The organism is Pandoraea sp. NPDC090278 (genome assembly GCF_044772185.1).
Lineage (GTDB): Bacteria > Pseudomonadota > Gammaproteobacteria > Burkholderiales > Burkholderiaceae > Pandoraea.
The window spans coordinates 1,676,965-1,698,601 of record NZ_JBIVYJ010000001.1; the positions used below are offsets into that span (position 1 = coordinate 1,676,965).

Annotated in this window: 17 protein-coding genes; 4 read left to right on the plus strand and 13 right to left on the minus strand. The window is 62.8% G+C overall.

Annotated features, from left to right (window positions below; genetic code table 11):
- Nucleotides 1-54: 54 nt before the first annotated feature.
- The 5 genes from rimO to phaC all read right to left on the minus strand — a co-directional run bounded on the left by rimO (nucleotide 55) and on the right by phaC (nucleotide 6,401).
- A complete protein-coding gene (gene rimO, locus ACIQWO_RS07100) occupies nucleotides 55-1,422 on the minus strand; it encodes a 30S ribosomal protein S12 methylthiotransferase RimO (RefSeq protein ID WP_402821074.1) in 1,368 nt (455 codons plus the stop codon).
- A gap of 273 nt (nucleotides 1,423-1,695) precedes the next feature.
- Entirely contained in the window at nucleotides 1,696-2,292 is a 597-nt protein-coding gene (gene phaR, locus ACIQWO_RS07105) for a polyhydroxyalkanoate synthesis repressor PhaR (RefSeq protein WP_402821076.1), read from the minus strand.
- Nucleotides 2,293-2,455: 163 nt separating this feature from the next.
- On the minus strand, nucleotides 2,456-3,196 hold the full coding sequence (locus tag ACIQWO_RS07110) for a 3-ketoacyl-ACP reductase (RefSeq protein ID WP_233326045.1): 741 nt from the start codon (nucleotides 3,194-3,196) through the stop codon (nucleotides 2,456-2,458).
- 198 nt (nucleotides 3,197-3,394) lie between these two features.
- Nucleotides 3,395-4,576, minus strand: coding sequence for an acetyl-CoA C-acetyltransferase (locus ACIQWO_RS07115; protein ID WP_046292248.1), 1,182 nt, complete (start codon nucleotides 4,574-4,576; stop codon nucleotides 3,395-3,397).
- 64 nt (nucleotides 4,577-4,640) lie between these two features.
- Complete coding sequence (gene phaC, locus ACIQWO_RS07120) at nucleotides 4,641-6,401, minus strand: class I poly(R)-hydroxyalkanoic acid synthase (RefSeq protein ID WP_402821897.1); 1,761 nt, start codon at nucleotides 6,399-6,401, stop codon at nucleotides 4,641-4,643.
- A 293-nt stretch (nucleotides 6,402-6,694) separates the two neighbouring features.
- On the opposite strand from phaC, the gene ACIQWO_RS07125 reads away from it, so the two are divergent.
- Entirely contained in the window at nucleotides 6,695-6,877 is a 183-nt protein-coding gene (locus ACIQWO_RS07125; RefSeq protein WP_402821081.1) for a hypothetical protein, read from the plus strand.
- 5 nt (nucleotides 6,878-6,882) lie between these two features.
- Here the strand turns inward: ACIQWO_RS07125 and pgeF are convergent, their stop codons facing one another.
- Together pgeF and ACIQWO_RS07135 are read right to left on the minus strand one after the other, a co-directional pair.
- Nucleotides 6,883-7,734, minus strand: a complete 852-nt coding sequence (gene pgeF, locus ACIQWO_RS07130) for a peptidoglycan editing factor PgeF (RefSeq protein WP_402821084.1) — start codon at nucleotides 7,732-7,734, stop codon at nucleotides 6,883-6,885.
- Nucleotides 7,715-8,875 (minus strand): RluA family pseudouridine synthase, encoded by a 1,161-nt coding sequence (locus ACIQWO_RS07135; protein WP_402821087.1) that lies wholly within the window; start codon nucleotides 8,873-8,875, stop codon nucleotides 7,715-7,717. Before ACIQWO_RS07135 ends, pgeF begins: the two co-directional genes overlap by 20 nt.
- 21 nt (nucleotides 8,876-8,896) lie before the next feature.
- Here ACIQWO_RS07135 and ACIQWO_RS07140 point away from each other — a divergent pair, with 21 nt between their 5' ends.
- Nucleotides 8,897-9,724 carry an outer membrane protein assembly factor BamD gene (locus ACIQWO_RS07140; RefSeq protein ID WP_052252785.1) on the plus strand — a complete coding sequence of 276 codons (828 nt, stop codon included), beginning with the start codon at nucleotides 8,897-8,899 and terminating at the stop codon, nucleotides 9,722-9,724.
- 96 nt (nucleotides 9,725-9,820) lie between these two features.
- Nucleotides 9,821-10,540, plus strand: a complete 720-nt coding sequence (locus ACIQWO_RS07145; protein ID WP_402821091.1) for a glutamine amidotransferase — start codon at nucleotides 9,821-9,823, stop codon at nucleotides 10,538-10,540.
- A gap of 85 nt (nucleotides 10,541-10,625) precedes the next feature.
- Here ACIQWO_RS07145 and ACIQWO_RS07150 read toward each other — a convergent pair whose 3' ends face one another.
- From ACIQWO_RS07150 to ACIQWO_RS07160, 3 genes are all read right to left on the minus strand, one after another.
- The gene (locus ACIQWO_RS07150) at nucleotides 10,626-12,857 is read right to left on the minus strand and encodes an ATP-dependent DNA helicase (protein WP_402821094.1); all 2,232 of its coding nucleotides are present in this window, start codon (nucleotides 12,855-12,857) and stop codon (nucleotides 10,626-10,628) included.
- A 152-nt stretch (nucleotides 12,858-13,009) separates the two neighbouring features.
- A complete protein-coding gene (locus ACIQWO_RS07155; protein ID WP_039397848.1) occupies nucleotides 13,010-13,213 on the minus strand; it encodes a YdcH family protein in 204 nt (67 codons plus the stop codon).
- A gap of 126 nt (nucleotides 13,214-13,339) precedes the next feature.
- A complete protein-coding gene (locus ACIQWO_RS07160) occupies nucleotides 13,340-14,254 on the minus strand; it encodes a hypothetical protein (RefSeq protein WP_402821098.1) in 915 nt (304 codons plus the stop codon).
- Between the two features lie 105 nt (nucleotides 14,255-14,359).
- Between ACIQWO_RS07160 and ACIQWO_RS07165 the strand changes: the two genes are divergently transcribed.
- Nucleotides 14,360-16,714, plus strand: a complete 2,355-nt coding sequence (locus ACIQWO_RS07165; RefSeq protein ID WP_402821101.1) for a Tex family protein — start codon at nucleotides 14,360-14,362, stop codon at nucleotides 16,712-16,714.
- Nucleotides 16,715-16,790: 76 nt separating this feature from the next.
- Here ACIQWO_RS07165 and ACIQWO_RS07170 read toward each other — a convergent pair whose 3' ends face one another.
- From ACIQWO_RS07170 to ACIQWO_RS07180, 3 genes are all read right to left on the minus strand, one after another.
- Nucleotides 16,791-18,683: a potassium transporter Kup gene (locus ACIQWO_RS07170; protein ID WP_402821104.1), complete on the minus strand. Its 1,893-nt coding sequence runs from the start codon at nucleotides 18,681-18,683 to the stop codon at nucleotides 16,791-16,793.
- A gap of 467 nt (nucleotides 18,684-19,150) precedes the next feature.
- Nucleotides 19,151-19,876, minus strand: a complete 726-nt coding sequence (locus ACIQWO_RS07175; RefSeq protein ID WP_402821107.1) for a DUF2968 domain-containing protein — start codon at nucleotides 19,874-19,876, stop codon at nucleotides 19,151-19,153.
- Between the two features lie 336 nt (nucleotides 19,877-20,212).
- Nucleotides 20,213-21,619 (minus strand): sigma 54-interacting transcriptional regulator, encoded by a 1,407-nt coding sequence (locus ACIQWO_RS07180; protein WP_402821110.1) that lies wholly within the window; start codon nucleotides 21,617-21,619, stop codon nucleotides 20,213-20,215.
- Between the last annotated feature and the right edge of the window lie 18 nt (nucleotides 21,620-21,637).

Sequence of the window (21,637 nt, forward strand, 5' to 3'; positions counted from 1 at the left end):
GCATCGATTGCTTCGATTGCTTCGATTGCTTCGATTGGGAATCCTGTTGCGTCATCAGACCACCTCGCCCCACAGATCGTGGCCGTCGGCACCGGTGATTTCGACGTTGACGAACTCACCGACCTTGAGGCGCTTCGCGGCCTTGGCCGTCGGCTCGATGTACACGAGGCCGTCGATTTCCGGCGCGTCGGCAGCCGAGCGCGCAATGCCGCCGTCCTGATTGATTTCGTCGACGATCACCTGAATCGTCTTGCCGATCTTGCGCTGCTGACGCTCGGCCGAAATCTCCTCGGCCACTTCCATGAAGCGCGCACGACGCTCTTCACGCACTTCGTCAGGCAACGCGCCCGGCAGTTCGTTGGCACGCGCGCCTTCGACCGGCGAATAGGCGAAGCAGCCCACGCGGTCGAGTTCGGCTTCGCGCAGGAAGTCCAGCATGTATTCGAATTCGGCTTCGGTCTCGCCCGGGAAACCGGCGATGAACGTGCTGCGGATCGTCAGATCCGGGCACATCTTGCGCCAGGCCTGAATGCGCTCCAGATTCTTCTCGCCCGAGGCCGGACGCTTCATGCGCTTGAGCACGTCCGGGTGTGCGTGTTGCAGCGGCACGTCGAGATACGGGAGGATGTGGCCTTCGGCCATCAGCGGAATGATCTCGTCGACGTGCGGATACGGGTAGACATAGTGCAGACGCACCCATGCGCCGTATTGCTTGGCCAGCTCGCCCAGCGCCGTCACCAGTTCGGTCATGCGCGTCTTGAGCGGACGACCGGCCCAGAAGCCAGTACGGTACTTCACGTCGACGCCGTATGCGCTGGTGTCCTGCGAGATCACCAGCAGTTCCTTGACGCCTGCCTTGAACAGATTCTCCGCTTCGAGCATCACTTCAGCGACTGGACGCGAGTCGAGATCGCCACGCATCGACGGGATGATGCAGAACGTGCAGCGATGGTTGCAGCCTTCGGAAATCTTCAGATACGCGTAGTGACGCGGCGTGAGCTTGATGCCAGCCGGCGGGACGAGATCCGTGAACGGATCGTGCGGCTTGGGCAGGTGCATGTGCACTGCGCTCATCACTTCGCCCACGGCGTGCGGGCCGGTGACGGCGAGCACCTTCGGGTGCACCGCGCTCACGATGTCCTGACCGGCGGCGTCCTTCTTCGCACCCAGACAGCCGGTGACGATCACCTTGCCGTTCTCGGCCAGCGCTTCGCCGATGGCGTCGAGACTTTCCTGCACGGCGTCGTCGATGAAGCCACAGGTGTTGACCACGACGAGATCGGCGCCATCATAGGTACCGGCAATGTCGTAGCCTTCGGCGCGGAGTTGGGTCAGGATCTGCTCGGAGTCGACCAAAGCCTTGGGGCAGCCGAGCGAAACGAAGCCGACCTTGGGGGTGCCGGCGGGCGATGGGCGGGACATGGGGCGAAATCCTGATGTAGTAGATGCTTGTAACGGTCGACCGGTACGCGACGCCTGTGGCGTCATGCGTCTTCTACGTCTGATGCGACGTAACCGACTGAATAACCGCGCATTTTACCCTGATCGCCTGCGGTTCGTTCTAACTATTGCGCCGCAGCGCAGCCGATCGGGTCAAATCGTCGGCAGTGTGCGCCCCACGCCACACTGCCACGCTCGCGGGCACCGGCCGCTATCGAGCGTTGCGAGCCGATGTCCGCCGTCAAAAAGCCTCGTTCAGGGCTTCTTGTTCGGGTCCCGGCCCGGGGTACCCGGCGTACCCGGCGCGCCCGGTGTACCCGGGAAGGGGAACGTGCTGAACATGTTCTTCGCCTGGCTCTGCATCTGCTCCTGCATCTGCACAAACAGGTTCTTCGACTGTTCGATGTAGTTGGTCATCATGCCCTGCATCATCGGCGCCTGCATGTTCATGAATTGCGCCCAGACGTCAGGGTTGAAGGTCGCACCTTCGTAGATGCCCTTCGACTGATCGGCCAACTTGCTCTGAATCTCGATGAACGTCTGGATATTCTTCTCGAGGTACGTGCCCATCATCCCCTGCAGCGCATGGCCGTAGAAGCGGATGATCTGGGCCAGCATTGAACTCGAGAACATCGGCACGCCGCCGGTCTCTTCTTCCAGAATGATCTGCAGCAGGATGCTGCGGGTCAGGTCCTCGCCCGTCTTGGCGTCGACAACCTTGAACTCCTCGGTCTCGAGCACCAGTTGCTTCACATCGGCAAGGGTGATGTACGTACTGGTTTGGGTATCGTACAGACGCCGGTTCGGATACTTTTTGATCAGGCGTTCGTCAGTCTTCTTGCTCGCGGTCATGCGGTGGGTTTCCTGCGTTTTTTGAAGGACTACCCCGACCGGCGGTCGGGGTTAATCACATATTATCGATTCTAGGGCGTTTGCTGCTATGCGGCAAAGCCCTAACCCGATCCGAGGCGCTGTACCTTCTGCGGCCCGCAGTGGCCATGCGCCCCGTCACCGCTTAGCCCATGTGCAGGCCGCCGTTGAGCGAGAAGTCCGCGCCCGTCGAAAAGCCCGAATCTTCCGAGGCTAGCCACGCCACGATCGAACCGATCTCGCCCGGTTCACCCAGACGCTTGACCGGAATCGTCGCCACGATCTTGTCGAGCACGTCCTGACGGATCGAGCGCACCATGTCCGTGCCGATGTAGCCCGGCGACACCGTGTTGACCGTCACGCCCTTGGTCGCCACTTCCTGCGCCAGCGACATCGTGAAGCCGTGAATACCGGCCTTCGCCGTCGCGTAGTTCGTCTGACCGAACTGACCCTTCTGACCGTTCACCGACGAGATGTTGATGATGCGCCCCCAGCCGCGCTCGCACATCCCCTCGATCACCTGCTTCGTGACGTTGAACAGGCTAGTGAGGTTGGTGTCGATCACGGCATCCCAGTCTTCGCGGGTCATCTTGCGGAACACGGTGTCGCGCGTGATGCCGGCGTTGTTCACCAGCACGTCGACTTCACCGACTTCCGACTTGACCTTGTCGAACGCCGCCTTCGTGGACTCCCAATCGCCGACGTTGCCTTCAGAGGCGACAAAATCGAAACCCAACGCCTTCTGATCTTCCAGCCACTTCACGCGGCGCGGCGAGTTCGGACCGCAACCGGCCACCACCTTGAAGCCATCTTTGTACAGCCGCTGGCAAATAGACGTACCGATACCGCCCATCCCGCCTGTCACATATGCAATGCGTTGAGTCATGGAACGCTTCCCCCAAAATAACGGCAAACTGCCGCCTGTTGCGACTGCCAATTGACCGACGCGCAGGCCGCGCGTTCCCACGCGTGCCTTTCGTCTCCTGACTACTTCGGTGCGTACCCGTGCGCATTGCACACACGGGCGACACCGATTCTTCTGCGGCTCATAAGACTCACGCTTGCGTGCGTCAATCCTGAAACGTCAGACGCGCTCCACCGCCAGCGCCACACCCATGCCACCGCCGATACACAGCGAAGCCAGACCGCGACGGGCATCGCGGCGCGCCATTTCGTGCAGCAGCGTGACGAGAATACGGCAGCCCGACGCACCGATCGGGTGACCGATGGCGATAGCGCCGCCGTTCACGTTGATCTTCGACGTGTCCCAGCCCATCTGCTTGTTCACTGCCAGTGCCTGTGCAGCAAAGGCTTCGTTGATTTCCATCAGATCCAGATCGCTCGCCTTCCAGCCCGCACGGGCGAGGCAGCGCTGCGATGCCGGGACCGGGCCGATGCCCATGACCGACGGATCGACGCCCGCGTTCGCGTACGCGACGATGCGCGCGAGCGGCGTGAGGCCCAGTTGCTCGGCACGCTTGGCCGACATCACGACCACGGCAGCCGCGCCGTCGTTGATCCCCGACGCGTTGGCGGCCGTCACCGTGCCGTCCTTCGAGAAGGCGGGCTTGAGTCCAGCCAGCGACTCTGCCGTCACGCCATGACGCACGAACTCATCGGTGTTGAAAACGACCGGATCGCCCTTGCGCTGCGGAATCGAGACCGGCACGATTTCCGCGTCGAAACGACCGGCCTTTTGCGCGGCTTCCGCCTTGTTCTGCGAGGCTGCGGCGAAGGCATCCTGCATTTCGCGCGTAATGCCGTATTCCTTGGCCACGTTCTCGGCGGTGATCCCCATGTGGTACTGGTTGTACACGTCCCACAGGCCGTCGACGATCATCGTGTCGATCAGTTTCGCATCGCCCATGCGGAATCCGTCGCGCGAACCCGGCAGCACGTGCGGCGCGGCGCTCATGTTTTCCTGACCGCCAGCCACGACGATATCGGCTTCACCGGCGGTGATCGCGTTGGCGGCGAGCATCACGGCCTTCAGGCCCGAGCCGCACACCTTGTTGATCGTCATGGCGGGGACCATCGCTGGCAAACCGGCCTTGATCGACGCCTGACGTGCCACGTTCTGGCCCGAACCGGCGGTCAGCACCTGACCCATGATGACTTCGCTGATGTCTTCGCCCTTGAGCTTCGCGCGCTTGAGGACTTCGTCGATCACGATCGCCCCCAAATCCGGCGCGGCCACCTTGGCCAGCGAGCCGCCAAACTTACCGACTGCCGTACGGGCAGCCGACACAATCACGATATCCGACATGTCTCATTCCTCTTTTTCAATGGGTTCGAACCAGGGGGATGCCCGTCCGCTCAGGCTTTCGCCTTCACGCTTTTGCCTTCACATAACGCCCGGGCGCCGGTTCAATGGGTGCATAAGCAACATTACCATACGCATTTTGCGCTTTAACGCGTTTGCCAGCGTAGCCCGCGAGCCAATCGCTCCAGTCGGTCCACCAGCTTCCCGGATGCTCGGTGGCCCCGGCCAGCCAGTCGCTCGCATCGACACCAACGTCGTCGTTGCGCCAATAGCTGCGTTTCTTCTTCACCGGCGGATTGACGACACCCGCGATGTGACCCGACGCGCCCAGCACGAAGCGGCGTTCACCGCCAAGCAACGGCAACGAGCGGAACGCCGACGTCCACGGCACGATGTGATCTTCGCGCGAGCCGAACACGTACGCCGGTGCCTCGATGGCACCCAGATCGACAGGCACGCCGCAGGTCTGAATCGCACCGGGTTGTTTCAGTTCGTTCTGCAAATAAAGGTGACGCAGATACCAGCAGAACATCGGTCCGGGCAGATTCGTGCCGTCGCCATTCCAGTACAGCAGATCGAACGGCTGAGGCGCATTGCCTTTCAAATAGCTGTCGACGACGTAATTCCAGACGAGATCGTTCGGACGCAGGAATGAGAACGTGTTGGCGAGTTCAACGCCGCGCATCAACCCCGGCGGCTGGCCAAGCCCCCCACCGATCGTCTGCTCGCGGAATTGAACATGCGGCTCATCGACGAAGACGTCGAGTACACCGGTATCGGAAAAGTCCAGCAGCGTCGTGAGCAACGTCACGCTCGCGACCGGCGACTTGCGGCCCGTCTGCCCCTTGGCGGCGAGCACGGCGAGTGCTGCGGCCAGCAACGTGCCGCCCACGCAGAAGCCGAGCGCGTTGATCTGCGACTGACCGCTGATGTCGCGCACCACGTCGATGGCGGCAATCGGACCTTCGCCAACGTAGTCGTCCCAGGTCTTGTGGGCGAGCGATGCATCGGGGTTGCGCCACGACACGACGAACACCGTGTGACCCTGCTCGACGGCGTAACGCACCAACGAATTCTCGGGCTGCAGATCGAGGATGTAGAACTTGTTGATGCAAGGCGGCACGATCAGCAACGGGCGTTGGTGCACCGTCGGCGTGAGCGCCTTGTACTGAATGAGCTGGATCAGGTCGTTCTCGAAGACCACGGCCCCTTCGGTCGTCGCGACATTGCGTCCGACTTCGAAGGCCGCCTCGTCGGTCTGCGACACCTTGCCCTTACCCATGTCGACCAGCAGATGCTGCATGCCCGCCAGCAGGCTGTCGCCGTGCGTCTGTACGAGGCGCTGCTGTGCATCCGGGTTCGTGGCGATGAAGTTCGCGGGCGAGCTTGCGGCGACCCATTGCTCGACGGCGAAGCGAATCCGCTCGCGTGTCTTCGCATCGGCATCGACCAGTTCGGCCATGCGCATCAGGAAGCGGCCGTTGAGTAGATAGAGCGCGGCGGGCAACGCGTAGAACGGATTGCGCCAGCCCTCTCCGGCAAAGCGACGATCGCCGAGTGCGGGGGCCGTATCGAGACCGGGTTGATTGAAACTGGCGACGAGTTCGGCAAACTCGCGGGCGTATTCCGACTGAAGCTCATTCAGTCGCGCAGGATCGACGTGCAACGACGTCGGCTGCGGCATGGCGCCTGATTGACCGAAAAGTTCGAAGAGCCCCGCGAATGGGTTCGCGGCAGCCGCTGCACCATTCGCAGCGAAAGATGACGGGCCAGCAGATCCCGGCAACGCGCCGAACAGTTGTTGGGCGGCCTTGAACCACTGCGACATGTCCTGAGCGGAGAGCGAAGCGGAGGGAAACTGCTGGGCAAACGAGGCGGCAAACGAGGCCGGATCGAAGTTGGCACTGGCGCGATTCATGGTAGCCTGAGTGTCACGTCCGTTGCGTTCAGGGCCGGCGCCCGAAACGCGGCGGCGTGCTTCACTTTATGAGCGATGCGCCCCGCCTGTGAAGCATTCTTGCGCGCGCGCGCAGGCGTGTCAATCTTTGCGGCGAACGTCCTGAGTGCATTGTCCCGTCGCCTCCCCCATTTTTGAATGCGCGTTTGCCCCGACTTGTCCCGATGATCATTGTTCTTCTCGGCTGGCTCTACGTCATTGGCATGGTCGCCATCACCGCGCCGTCTGCGTGGCTGGGCATCGCCATCTTCCTGTTCGGCGGTATCGGACCGGCGCTCCTCATCCTGTACATCGCGGGAAGCCGGGCGCGGCGCACGCGCGCGCTGCGACCCGATGACGCAGATTAACCGTCTCAGCTGACGCGCCAGACCAGCGCCGCCATGCGCCCCGTCGTCCGGTCGCGACGATAAGAATAGAAACGTGCCGAATCGCCGACGGTGCACCACGTTCCGCCGGAAACGCTCGTCACGCCCTCGCGCGCGAGCCGCAAGCGCGCCAGCGCGCACAGATCCGCCAGCGATTTGCCGACTCCCGGATCGCCGTGCGGGACGAAAGCGGCCGACGTCGCGTCCCGCTCCTGCGGCGTCGCCGCGTCGAGGAAGGCTTCGCGCACCTCCGGTCCCACCTCGAACGCCATCGGTCCGATACACGGGCCGAGCCATGCGATGACTTGCGTGTCGTCGTTCGCCCCGGATCTCGGCAACCGCGCCCGCAGCACCTGCACCGTCCGTTCGATGACACCGGCGCAAAGCCCGCGCCAGCCCGCGTGTGCCGCCGCCACCGCGCGCCCTTGCGCATCGCATAGCAGCACCGGCAGGCAGTCCGCCACCATGATCGTGCTCGCGAGTCCGATGGCGTTGGTCGCGCTGGCGTCCGCCTGAAGCGGCTCACCCGCGTTCACGGCATCGAACGCTGCCTGTGCATCGACCACACGCGGACCGTGAACCTGCGCAACCCACGCAGACGGCACGCCCGTTCTCGTCGCCAGCAAGGCACGATTGGTGCGCACGGCGTCGGGATCGTCGTCCGCCTTGTAACCGAGGTTGAACGTGGCCTGCGGGCCTTGGCTGACGCCGCCCGCGCGCGTCGTGAACACGGCGCGAACGTTCGCCGGGGCTGGCCAGTCGGGAACGATCCAGTCCGCAGGTATCGAGTCTTGCGCGGTATCCAACTTGCTGTCTTGCTCAGGCAGGGAAGAAGTCATCGAGCGAATCGGGGAGCGTTGTGAAGTCAAATTCGAGGCCGAGCGCGCGCATGAGTTCACGCATATCGTCCGGCAGCGGCGCTTGCCAGTGCATCGCGGCATCGTCCTCGGGATGGATCAGCCCCAGACGCCACGCGTGCAGCGCCTGCCGCGCAAAGCCGCCCGGCAGCACCGGACGCTTGTGGCGCGGCTTATAGAGCGGATCGCCCAGCAGCGAGTGCCCAAGATGGGAAAGATGGACGCGAATCTGGTGCGTACGCCCCGTGTCCAGCGAGCAAAGCACCAGCGAAACCGGGGATCCTTCCCATTCTGCGCTGGCGACGGTCACCACACGGGTGCGCGCCGGCTTGCCGCCCTGCCCCTGCACGACCGCCATGCGCGTACGTTCGCGCGGATCGCGGCCAATCGGCGCGTCCACGACGGTGCGCTGCGGCGGACGTCCCCACACCAGCGCGGCGTAATGCCGCTTGACCGAGCGCGCCTGCAACTGGCGCACCAGATCGGTCTGGGCGACCAGCGTGCGGGCGACCACCATCAGGCCGGACGTCTCCTTGTCCAGCCGATGGACGATACCTGCACGCGGCAGATCGGCGGCCGCCTGTCCGTAACGATGCAGCAGACCGTTGAGCAACGTACCCGACCAGTTGCCTGCCGCCGGATGAACGACGAGGCCAGCAGGCTTATTGAAGACGGCGAGCGTCGCGTCCTCATAGATCGCCTCGAGCGGCACCGGCTCCGGCGCGAACGCAAGTTGTTCGGGGAGCGCTGCGGGCGTGATAACCACCGCTTCGCCGCCCGCCACCTTCTGGCGGACTTTGGCGGGTTCGCCGTCGAGCGTGACTCGGCCGTCTTCGACCCAGGCCTGAAGACGACTGCGGGAATATTCCGGGAAGCACTGCGCCAACGCCTTGTCGAGGCGCTCGCCTGCGAGCGCGTCGGGCAATGTCGCGACAAGCGGGGCGGCAGAAGACGCAGTGTCGGGTGAAGCGGAAGTCGAAGAAGTCGCGTCTGTAACGGCGCTATCGATGGAGTCTGAGAAAGCCCCCGGAAGCGAGTCGAAATCGTCGTCTGACGAATCCTCCGCATTTTCCGTGGCAAATGAGGCGGTTACGCTATAATCCGGCACTATTGAACGGGTCATCGAGAAGTGAAGCCAACGAGCATGCAAGCCCTGAAACTTGTCAAACATCTGACGCTGGCCGCGATTGTGGTCGGCAGCATGGCCGCCTGTGGCATTCTGCCGGAGAAGGTCGACGAAACGGCCAGCTGGTCGACGAACAAATTATACTCGGAAGCCAAGGACAGCTTCGACGGTGGCGACTATACAAAAGCCGCCAAGTATTACGAGTTGCTCGAAGGGCGCGACCCGTTCGGCCCGCACGCTCAACAGGCCCAGATCAACACGGCCTACTCCTATTACAAGGACAATGAGCCCGCTCAGGCGCTCACGGCCGTCGACCGCTTCATTCGTCTGCATCCGGACAGCCCGTCGATCGATTACGCCTATTACCTCAAGGGCCTGATCAACTTCAACGACGACCTCGGTCTGTTCGGCCGTTTCTCGGGTCAGGATCTGAGCGAACGCGATCCGAAGGCGCTGCGCGCCGCGTATGACAGCTTCAAGTACCTGGTCGAGCATTACCCGACGAGCAAGTACGCGAACGACGCCGCCCTGCGCATGCGCTACGCCGTGAACGCGATGGCCGCGCACGAAGTGCACGCCGCCGAGTACTACTATCGCCGTGGCGCGTACCTCGCCGCGGTGAACCGCGCGCAGACCGCCCTGCAGGACTACGATCAGGCACCGGCACTGGAAGACGCCCTGGGCATCATGATCAAGTCGTACGACAAGCTCGGCATGACCGAACTGCGTGACGACGCCCGCCGCGTGATGGAAAAGACCTACCCGAACAGCGGCTACCTCACGGTCGGCCGTCGCATCGACAACAACCCGGGCGACAAGAAGTCCTGGTGGCAGATCTGGCGTTAAGCCAGCTGTTGGTTGGAATGCATCGAAAAGCCCTCGCCTATGCGGGGGTTTTTTGTTTCCCGTCGTCATGACGATCCCTCGACAGGAGTTCGTTTTGTGAGCACCACCCCCGCCTCCGATAAGACGCTGCTGGCCTTGCGTCACGTTCACTTCGAAGATCTCGGCACGCTGGCGCCGTACTTCACCCAACGCGGTTATCGCATCGACTATGTCGACGCACCGCTCGCGGACCTTCGCGCCACTGACGTCCTCTCGCCCGACATGTTGGTCGTGCTCGGCGGACCGATCGGTGCCTTCGACGACGTGATTCATCCGTTTATCGCGAATGAGCTTGCGCTGGTGAGAGCGCGCCTGAGCGCGAATAAGCCGATTCTAGGTATTTGTCTCGGCGCTCAGTTGATGGCGCGCGCGCTGGGTGCAAAGGTCTATCCGCTGGGCGTGAAGGAAATCGGTTACGCACCGCTGACGCTGACCGAAGCCGGGCAAGCGTCGCCACTGGCCGCGCTCGGCAACGCTAGCGTGTTGCACTGGCACGGCGATCAGTTCGACATCCCGCCAGGCGCGACGCATCTGGCCCGCACGGCGATTGGCGAAAATCAGGCCTTTGCGATGGGCGATCACGCACTCGGTCTGCAATTCCATCTGGAAGCCGATGCAGGCTGCATCGAGTCCTGGCTCGTCGGCCACGCCTGCGAACTTGGTACTGCCAAAATCGACCCGACAACGTTGCGCAACGATGCACGCGTGCATCACGCACGCCTGTCCGAAGTCGCGCCGGCCGTCATCGGACGATGGCTGGATGCCCTGCCGGGCTGACAACCTTCCGGTTTAAATGCCGCCACAAAAAAGCCAGACGCATCACCGTCTGGCTTTTTCATTTCACACATGCGGCGGATCGACGTCAGCCTCCGGCCTCCGCCGCCATCTCGTCGAAGAAACCGCGCACAATCGGCAGCTCCCGCGTGCGCTTGAACGGCGGCAGGCTCTGCCAGATCCGACGCCCATAAGGCTTATCCACCAGACGCGGATCGCAAATCATCAGCACGCCGCGATCCGCCTCAGAGCGGATCAATCGTCCAGCGCCCTGCTTCAGCGTGATCACCGCCTGCGGCAACTGATGGACGGCGAACGGACTCAGCCCCTTCTTCGTCAGCGCGTCGAGACGCGCGGCAAGCACCGGGTCGTCAGGCGGCGCGAACGGCAACTTGTCGATGATGACGAGCGAGAGCGCCTCGCCGCGCACGTCCACACCTTCCCAGAAGCTCTGGCTGCCAATGAGGACCGCGTTACCCAGCGCCCGGAAACGGTCGAGCAGTTCGGTACGGCTGGCTTCGCCCTGCACCAGCAACGGGTACGGCCAACCGCGACGCTCGAACTCCTCGCGCAGACGCTCCGCCGCACGATTCACCGCACGCAGCGTGGTACACAGCACGAACGCCCGGCCGCCACTCACTTCGAGCACGGGCAACGCGGCGTCGAGTACGGCATCGGTAAAGTTCGGCGCGGAAGGTTGCGGCAAGCCGCGCGGCACGTACAGCAGACTCTGGTTCTGATAATCGAACGGACTGGCCAGCGTGAGCGACTTGCCAGCATCGAGCCCAAGCTGCGCGGCGTAGTGCATGAAGTTGCCCTTCACCGACAGCGTGGCCGACGTGAAAATCCACGCGCGCGGCGCTCCGGCGCGCTGCTTCGCAAAAATCGGCGCAATCGAGAGCGGCGTCTGATGCAACTGCACCGCCTGCGAAAACACTTCAATCCAGCGGACGGTTTCCGGCGGCGTGTAAGTCTTTTCAGACTTATCCGATTTTCCGTCACCGTCGTCCGCCGACTTCGCTTCAGCAGCGAGCCGCGCCGCTTCCGCCTCGCGTGCCTTGGCCGCCTTCTCTCGCTTGCCGTCGGTCACACGCGGCGCATCGGGATCGAGCAATGGCAGCGGTTGTTCGCCCGGCGTCGGCGGCGTCACGCCCGTCTGCCAGCGCTCCAGCTGTTCGTGCAATTCCAGCGCCCGGCGCAGGCATGCGCCCAACGCTTCTGCACGTTCGGACTGATGGTGAAGCGTCTCGATGAGGTCTTGCAGCGCGAGGTCCACGCTTTCGAGCGCACCGAACAGTTCGTGATCATCCGGCAATTGCGTGACGGACATGCGCGCATTTTCCTGACCGAACGTCAGACGCACATCACGCGCTGCACGCTCGAGACTCGCGCCGAGCTTGACCCAATCGGCCGCGTCGCGCGCATGAATCAGCCCTTCGGCCACGCAATCACGCGCCAGTTCGAGCAACTGCGTGGTCGAGACCGTCTCACCGAAAAAGAGCGTGGCTGTCTCGGGCAACTGGTGGGCTTCGTCGAAGATGACGGTGTTCGCGCTGGGCAGCAGTTCGGCCATGCCCGTGTCGCGCAGCATGACATCCGCGAAGAACAGGTGGTGATTGACGACGACGAGGTCAGCCTGCTGGGCTTCCTTGCGCGCCTGCATCACGAAACAGTCTTTGTAACGCGGGCAATCCTGACCGAGGCAGTTATCGCGGGTGGAGGTCACCTGCGCCCAGATCGGCGCGTTCTCAGGGACGGACGCCAGTTCTGCTTTGTCGCCACTGTGGGTGATCTGCGCGAACGTGGTGATTTCGCGCAGTTGTGCCGCCTCGTGACGTGACGCGAAGCGCCCTTCTTGCTGCGCGCGCTCCAGATAGTAGTGGCAGAGGTAGTTCGCGCGCCCCTTGAGCATGGCGACAGTCACGGGCACCGCGAGCGCCTTGCGCACGGTAGGAATGTCGCGCGCGAAGATCTGATCCTGCAAATGCTTGGTGCCGGTCGAAATGATCGTCTTGCCGCCCCACAGCATCGCGGGCACGAGATAAGCGTAGGTCTTGCCCGTGCCGGTGCCTGCTTCGGCGATCAGCGAGTCGTGTGTGTCCATGGCGGCTGCCACGGCGCGTGCCATCTCGGTCTGCGGCTCGCGCGAGCGGTAGCCGTCGATGGCGCGGGCGAGCATGCCGCCGTCGCCGAAGATTTCCTCCAGCTCGCGTTCGCGCTTGGGCGCGAGCGGCTTGAGTCCGTGGAACGTCGGTGCGTCCGGACTATCGGGGCTTCGGGAAAGATCGGAGGAATCGCTGGATGCGGCGGAATCGGTCAAAACGGCTCAGAAAACTCGAAGGCGCCGCGATTCCCCTCGTGGAGATTCGCGGCGCCGCAATGAAAAAATACCCGCGCAAACGATTCGGACAAAGTTTCGAACAAATTCGGACGATACTTGCCGACGTCTCGCGGATCTGCGGATTGTCCCGCTCAGGCGGGCTGATCCGGCGTTTGTTGCACTTGCAGCAGGGTGATCGTGTCTTTGATCTTCAGACGGCGCTTCTTGAGCCGGGAGACCTGGAGTTCGTCGTACGTCGGCTCCGTCAGCAACTTGTCGATCAGGTAGTCCAGATCGCGGTGTTCGATCTGCAACTCGATGATGCGGCGTCCAACGGAGTGAAGATCTTGCTGCATCGTGGCGACTCTCCTGCAACTCTCAAGTGATTCCGGTTCCGGACTTAATCGACGTAATCGACGCAATCGACTTAAGCACCTCAACCGCCCCAACCGACCCAACCCGCTCCATCCGAGCGGCGTCGCTCACTGCCCCTGAATCGCCTTTTGCGCGGGCGAACTGCCCGATTGCGATTCGTTGCGACGGGCATCCGACTTCTGCTGACGCTCGATGGCTTCCTGCTGCTTCTGGTTGTACTTGCGGACGTTCTCTTCGCGCTCGGCCGCCTTCTGCGCCGACGAAGCTTTCGCCTCGTCGAGCTTTTGCTGCTGCGCAGCCTGCTTGGCATTGTACGTCTGGGCATTCGCCGCGCGCTCAGGTGCCTGCCCCGTGCGCTCCGTCACCCGCTGCTGATAGTCGGCCTGCTTGGCTTCGTAATCGGAGACGTTCTGTGCACGCTCGGCAGCGCGCTGCGGCGCTTCGGCGGCTGTTTGCGCCCGCTTTTCCGCCAGACGCTCGTCACGCTCCTGCGCACGCGCCTTGCGCTCCTGATCTTCCAGCACCAGACGCTGACTGCGAACGGCCTTGAGCGCTTCGCGCTGCTCGTCGCGGGCATTGTCGATGCAATAGTTCACGAAGAACTTCGACGCACACTCGTACTTGGCTTCTTCGAAACGGTAATCGATCCATGCCCGCTGACGATCGAGCACGGCGCGACGACCGCCAAAATCGTCGGCGGCCGGATGCATATCCAGCTGATCGTCATAGGGAACGGGTTTGTCGTCCTCGGCGGCAGCGGCGGCCGCACTGGCTTTGCTGGCCGACGACGGGACACGGTCTGCGGTCGCATCGAACGGCTTGACGGGCACCCCGAGCTGTTCGGTCGTGCGCCCGGCGGCCTCGACTGCCGAGAGTCCCTGCTGTGCCGATGCGGCAAACGGCACGACGGCAGCGGCCGTCATGATGCCGAACAGCCCGACGGCGGAGATCGATGCACGTGCGGGACGGCGCGAAACCTGGCGCAGATTCAGTCGCGAAAACAATTTTTCGAAGGAAATCATGAGGTTGTGCGGAGTCATGCCAAATTTTAGCATTGCCTGCCCGGACGCGCCCGCGGTTTATGGCAAAATGCCCCGCTCCTGGCACTTGGGTAACTCGCAACACTCATGACGCAAAACGTAGCCCTTCAGATCGTTCAACGCATTGCCGCGGAACTTAACGTGCAGCCGCGTCAGGTCGCCGCCGCCGTGCAACTGCTGGACGAAGGCGCCACCGTGCCCTTCATCGCTCGCTATCGTAAAGAAGTGACCGATAACCTCGACGACACGCAACTGCGTAATCTGGAAGAGCGCCTGCTGTATCTGCGCGAACTGGAAGACCGCCGCGGCGCGATTCTCGCGAGCATCGAAGAGCAAGGCAAGCTGACCGACGAACTGCGCACCGCCATCGTGGCGGCGGAAACGAAGCAGACGCTCGAAGACCTTTACCTCCCGTACAAGCAAAAGCGCCGCACCCGCGCGCAGATTGCCCGCGAAGCTGGCCTCGAGCCCCTCGCGCAGGCGCTGCTCGCCGATCCGACGCTCGACCCGCAAGTCGAAGCCGCCAAGTTCGTCGACGCCGAGAAGGGCGTGGCCGACGTGAAGGCCGCCCTCGATGGCGCACGCGACATCCTGTCGGAACAGTTCGGCGAAACCGCCGAACTCCTCGGCAAGCTGCGCGACTACCTCTGGAATCAGGGCGTGGTGTCGTCGAAGGTCGTCGAAGGCAAGGAAAGCGAGGAAGGCGAGAAATTCCGCGATTACTACGACTACGCCGAACCGCTCTCTGCGGTGCCGTCGCATCGCGCGCTCGCCCTCTTCCGCGGTCGCAACCTCGGCATTCTGATGGTCAAGCTGGGCCTTGGCGAAGAACTCGACGCACAGGTCCCGCATCCGTGCGAAGGCGTGATCGCCGGTCATTTCGGCATTCGCCAGCAAAATCGCGCGGCCGACAAGTGGCTGGGCGACGTGTGCCGCTGGAGCTGGCGCGTGAAGGTGCAGCCGCACCTCGAATCGGAACTGCTCACGCAGATTCGTGAAAGCGCAGAGAGCGAAGCCATTCGTGTGTTCGCCCGCAACCTCAAGGCGCTGCTGCTCGCCGCGCCCGCCGGTCCGAAGGGCGTGATCGGTCTGGACCCGGGTCTGCGTACCGGCGTGAAGGTGGCCGTGGTCGATGCGACCGGCAAGTTGCTCGGCACCGACACGATCTATCCGCACGAACCGCGCCGCGACTGGGACGGCTCGCTCGCCCGCCTGTCGAAGATTGCCGCCGCGACCGGCGCGCAACTCGTCAGCATCGGCAACGGCACAGCCTCGCGTGAGACGGACAAGCTCGCGCTGGAACTGATCAAGCGCCATCCCGAACTGAAGCTGCAAAAGATCGTGGTGTCGGAAGCCGGCGCATCGGTGTACTCGGCCTCCGAATTCGCGGCGAAGGAATTCCCGGAACTGGACGTGTCGCTGCGCGGCGCCGTCTCGATTGCCCGCCGTCTGCAAGATCCGCTGGCGGAACTCGTCAAGATCGAGCCGAAGGCCATCGGCGTGGGCCAGTATCAGCACGACGTGAACCAGCGCGAACTGGCCCGTATGCTGGACGCCGTCGTCGAGGATTGCGTGAACGCCGTGGGCGTGGACGTCAACACGGCATCGGCCCCGCTGCTCGCCCGCGTGTCGGGTCTGAACAGCACGCTCGCAAAGAACATCGTGGACTTCCGCGACAGCAACGGCCCGTTCGCCAACCGCGACGCGCTCAAAAAGGTGCCGCGTCTTGGCGACAAGACGTTCGAACAGGCTGCGGGCTTCCTGCGCGTGAACGGCGGCGACAATCCGCTGGATCGTTCGTCGGTTCACCCGGAAGCGTACCCGGTTGTCGAGCGCATTCTCGCCAAGATCAAGAAGACCATTGGCGATGTGATGGGCAACGGTTCGGTCGTGCGCAGTGTGTCGCCGACGGAATTCGTCGATGAGCGTTTCGGCTTGCCGACGGTCAAGGACATCCTGACCGAACTCGAAAAGCCAGGTCGCGACCCGCGCCCCGAGTTCAAGACCGCGACGTTCCAGGACGGCGTCGAGAAGTTGACCGACCTGAAGCCGGGTATGCAGCTCGAAGGCGTGGTCACGAACGTGGCCGCCTTCGGCGCGTTCATCGATATCGGCGTGCATCAGGACGGTCTGGTTCACGTCTCCGCCATGTCGACGAAGTTCATCAAGGACCCGCACGAAGTCGTGAAGGCTGGCGATATCGTGAAGGTCAAGGTGCTCGAAGTCGATCCGCGCCGTCAGCGTATTGCGCTCACCATGCGTCTGAACGACGATCTGCCGGTGGCCGGTGCGAGCGATCGCCCGAACAGCGGTGGGGGTAGCGCAGGTGGACGCGGTGCCGGCGGTGGTGGTCACCGTGGCGGCAATGGCGGCGGTGGCCGTCAGCGCGAGCCGGAAACGGTCAACGCCATGGCAGCCGCTTTCGCCAAGCTCAAGCGCTGATCGCAACGCCTGCAGCACAAAGAAAAGCCCGCTCAGATTGAGCGGGCTTTTTGACGTCTGGTCTGACGATTAACCGTCAAATCTCGATCTTCGTCCCCAGTTCAACCACGCGGTTGGCGGGAATACTGAAGAAGTCCGTCGGCTTGGCAGCGTTCTGGTGCATCCAGGCAAACAGACGTTCGCGCCAGATCGACATCCCCGGCAGCTTGGTCGGGACGACCGTCTCGCGCGCCAGGAAGAACGACGTATCCATCAACTCGAAGTGCATGTCCGTCTTCTCTTCGAGCAGATGCAGCACTTCCTTCACGTCCGGCGTCTCGTTGAAGCCAAAGGTGGCGACCACGCTGTACAACCCGCCGGTGTGGTCCTTGACTTCGATGCGACCGCTGTCTTCCGCGTAAGGCACGTCGAGCGTGCGGAACGTCAGGAAGATCGTGCGTTCATGCAGGATACGGTTGTGCTTGAGGTTGTGCAGCAAGCTCACCGGGACCAGCGTGTTGCCGCCCGTCAGATAAATGGCGGTACCAGCCACGCGATGCGGCGGGTGCGCCAGCAGACCTTGCAGGAACGGGCCCAGCGGAATCCCGTCTGCGGCCGTACGCTCACGCAGCAGCTGACGGCCCTTGTGCCATGTCATCAGCATGAAGAACAGGAACGCGCCGAGCGCCAGCGGCAGCCAGCCCCCCTCTTCGACCTTGATCAGGTTCGCGCCGAAGAACGCGAAGTCGACGACAAGGAAGCCTGTGATGATGAGCGCCACGAGGAACTTGTTCCAGTTCCAGACTTTGACCATGACCACGCAAGCGAGAATCGTCGTAATGACCATCGTCGTCGTCACGGCAATGCCGTACGCCGCCGCCAGATTGCTCGACGACTTGAACGCCAGCACAATCCAGATGATGACCAGCAGCAGCGACCAGTTGATGACCGGCATGTAGATCTGACCGATCTCGCGATCCGACGTATGCAGAATCTTCATGCGCGGCACGTAGCCGAGCTGAATCGCCTGACTGGTGAGCGAGAACGCCCCTGAGATCACAGCCTGCGACGCGATCACGGTTGCGGCCGTCGCCACGATCACCAGCGGCAGCAGCGCCCAGTCTGGCGCGAGCAGGAAGAACGGGTTCTCGATGGCCTTCGGGTTCGACAACAGCAACGCGCCCTGACCGAAGTAGTTCAGCGCCAGTGACGGGAAGACGAGGAACGACCATGCGAATCGAATCGGACGGATGCCGAAGTGGCCCATATCCGCATACAGCGCTTCTGCACCGGTCAGCACCAGGAACACCGAGCCGAGGACGATGTACGCCTGCAGCGCGTGCGTGCGGATGAAATGGATGCCGTAGTAGGGATTGATCGCTTTGATGATCTCTGGCGCGAGCACCATGTTGTACACGCCAAGCACGCCGAGAATCACGAACCAGACCACCATGACGGGGCCGAACAGACGGCCGACCTTGGCAGTCCCCGACTTCTGCATCGAGAACAGAATGATCAGGATGACGATGGTAATCGGCAGCACGAAGCGCGTGAGCGACGGCGCGGCGATCTCCAACCCTTCCACCGCGGACATCACGGAAATGGCGGGTGTGATCACCGCATCCCCGTAGAACATGCAAGCCCCGAACATCCCCAGCATCATGAGGACGGACGCCCATTTGCTCCCCGCCCGTACACTGCGTAGGCTGAGCGCCATGAGCGCCAGCACGCCGCCTTCGCCACGGTTGTCGGCGCGCATCACGAACAACACATACTTCAGGGAAACGACGATCACGAGCGCCCAGAACAGCAGCGAGATGATGCCGAACACGGCTTGCTGATTAAACGGAATGCCGTGCTGTGGATCGAAACATTCCTTGAGCGCATAGAGCGGGCTGGTGCCGATATCGCCGAAGACCACGCCGATGGCCGCCACCATGAGCGCGGGCATGGCCTGAGGGCGCTGCCCGTGTCGAATGTTTTGCGTCATAAGGTTTGGGTAATCGCTTTATTGCGCTGCACAAAATGGGCGCTATTCTAACTGGGCGCCGGTTCCCTCGCCAGTCCGGGCAGATGCTGAGCGCCGGACGTATTACATGACATGCTTCGCTAGGATATGACGAGCCGCGCGCCGTGACCAGTCCCGCGCGACAAGGGTTTTGCCCGACATGGGCACACGTAGGATCGCCGGTGCGGCACCGCTTTTCGAGTTGCAAATGCGCGACATATGCCAGACATGCGCGATTCGTGTGTCGACAGTCCCGGCAATTGCGTGTAGCGACAGCCGCCTGCGCGTTCGCTTTGTGGGCCACTCTGCCGTGGGCCTTGCCCGTCGACAGCATGACACCCGGTGTTTGACGCGCCCATGAAAAAAGCCGCCCGAAGGCGGCTTTCTCACATCCTGAGACTCCCGAGATGCCGGAGACATCATCCAGCGAATCGCAGGTGCGGCATCGCTCAGCGACGACGCGTGGTCTTCTTGGTCGAGCCCTTCACCGAGCGCACGAGTTCCGAGTCGACCGTGTTCTGCTGAGCTTCCAGCGAGCGGATCTGGCCTTGAACGTCCGTCAGGCGGATGCGTGCGGCGCTACGTTCGGTTTCCAGCGCGGCGGCCTGCTCACGCACGGCCTGCTGATTCTGCGCCAGTGCCTGTTCCTGCTGACGCTGGATGCTGAGATCGTTCTGCACGGCGTTCAAGCGGGTTTCGCTTTCAGCCAGTTGACGCTCGATCATCGCCTTCTGCGCTTCGAGCTTGATACGGTTGATTTCGACGTCGGCGAGCACCTGCGTCTGGTGAACGAAGTCGGCGTACAGCGCTTCGGCCTTCTTCTCGTTGCTCACCTTGACCACGCGCCAGAATTGACCTTCGTGGAACAGGGCGACGTAGTAGCCCAACGTCTGCGGATAGAACAACAGGCTCGCGCCGTAGCGACCGTTATACGTCGTGCGCAGTTCGGTCACTTCCTTGTTCTGGATGCGATCGCGCAGTTCCTGAATCGTGCCCGAGGCTGCGGCGGGTGCCGTGGCCGATTGCGCAGGCACTGCCGGAGCTGCCAGTTGTGCAGGCGTTGCGCCCGTTACGTCGCGCACCGCATCGGCAGCCATCGCTGACGTTCCCCAGGCTGCCAGGCATGCCACCCCCACGCCCAACCACAACCGCCCCCGGCAATCACTGATTTTCATCTGATCTGTTTTCCTGTTATCGACCGGACCGTTTACGGCCCTTATTCGTCGCATTCAATCGCCACCCCGGACTCCGTCCCGAGGATCTGAGACCTGCGTATTTGTGGAATGATAACCGCATGCCCGCAATAGCCGACAATTCTATCCATTGAGGCGCGCTCTTCCAAGCAGGGAATGCGTTATTGTGCCCCCGCGATTTCATCTGTTGATACTGCGCAACTGAAGGGGCGCGAGACTTCCGGTCAGGAGAAGCCGTTTGTCAGAAAAATCCCGTCATTCAAGGTGCGATTGAAGCATTCCCCACGCAACACGCGGGGCCATGCTTATTTCTCTTATTTATCCCTCGTATTCGCTCGCCAGCTCAGAGTCGTTGCCGACGATCTGATACTTGCGCATCTTCTCCCACAGCACCTTGCGGCTGATACCCAGCGCGTTCGCCGTGTCCTGACGCCGCCATCCGTTGGCGTCGAGCGCCGCGACGATGCGCGCGCGCTCGGTGGCGTCCCAGCGTGCGCGGTCGGCCAGTGCGCCGCTGCGTGCCGGATCGTCGGCGCGCGGCACCGCTCCGGTGGCGCCCATCGACAGTGCATCGAAGATCGGACGAATCCGCCGCTCGTCCCAGCCCCCGAGTTGTCGATAAATGATGCCGACACGCTCGGCGATGTTGCGCATTTCGCGGACGTTGCCGGGAAACACCCCGCCTTCGACCAGTTCGCGCAGCCACGGCGGCACCTGCGTGCCGACTTCGCTGTCGCCGACCACCTTGCCGAGATACGCCGTGAAGACCGCCAGCTTGTCGACCGGTCCGCGCTCTTCGAGACTGGGGATGTGCAACTCGATCACGGCGAGACGATAAAACAGGTCCGCGCGGAACAACTCATCGCGCACCATCGACTTCAGGTGCTTGTTAGTCGCCGCCACCAGCCGGAAGTCGAGCTTCACCGGCTGCGCGGAGCCCAGACGCGTCACCGCACTGTCCTCCAGCACCCGCAGCAGCTTGACTTGCTGATACAGCGGCAGGTCGCCGATTTCATCGAGAAACAGCGTGCCGTCGTTGGCTTGCTCGAAGTACCCCTTATGCGAGTACAACGCCCCGGTGAACGCTCCTTTCGCGTGCCCGAAGAAGTGCGACTCGAACAGGCCGTCCGGAATTGCACCGCAGTTCACCGCAACGAACGGCCCCTGTCCGTAGTGGCTCTGCTTGTCGTGCAGCAGACGCGCAATCCGCTCCTTGCCCACACCCGTCTCGCCATGAATCAGCACGTTCGAGTCGCAGTCGGCGAAGGCGTCCACTTCGGCGAGCAGGCCGAGCATCGCCCTCGATTGGGCGACGAGCGGGTCGGACGGTACGGGCGCGCGGTCGGCCTCCGCAATCGCACCGGAGAGTTTGAAGATGAGCGTGCGCAGTTCTGCACCGGAGAAGTCGAGCGTGAGGATGTTGCTGTACTCGGGCGGGAAGACACTCCGGTCGTTCTCGCGCGGTGTGGTGGCCACCCAGATCACCGGCATGCCGTGACCGAGTTGCCATTCGTTCGCGTTGGTCGACGCGCCTTCGATCACCGACACGCTGACCACGGCGATGGACGGCCGCGCACGCGTGCGCTCGCGCGACAGGTCGGCACCGTCTGCACGAATCACTTCCATGTCGAAGCTCGCGAGGCAATGCGACACCCGGTCGGCGATGTCCGACTTGCCTTCCCACACGTAGACATCGAGGTCTTCACGTACTGGCTTGCTTTTCATGCTGGTCCGCTCGTTGGC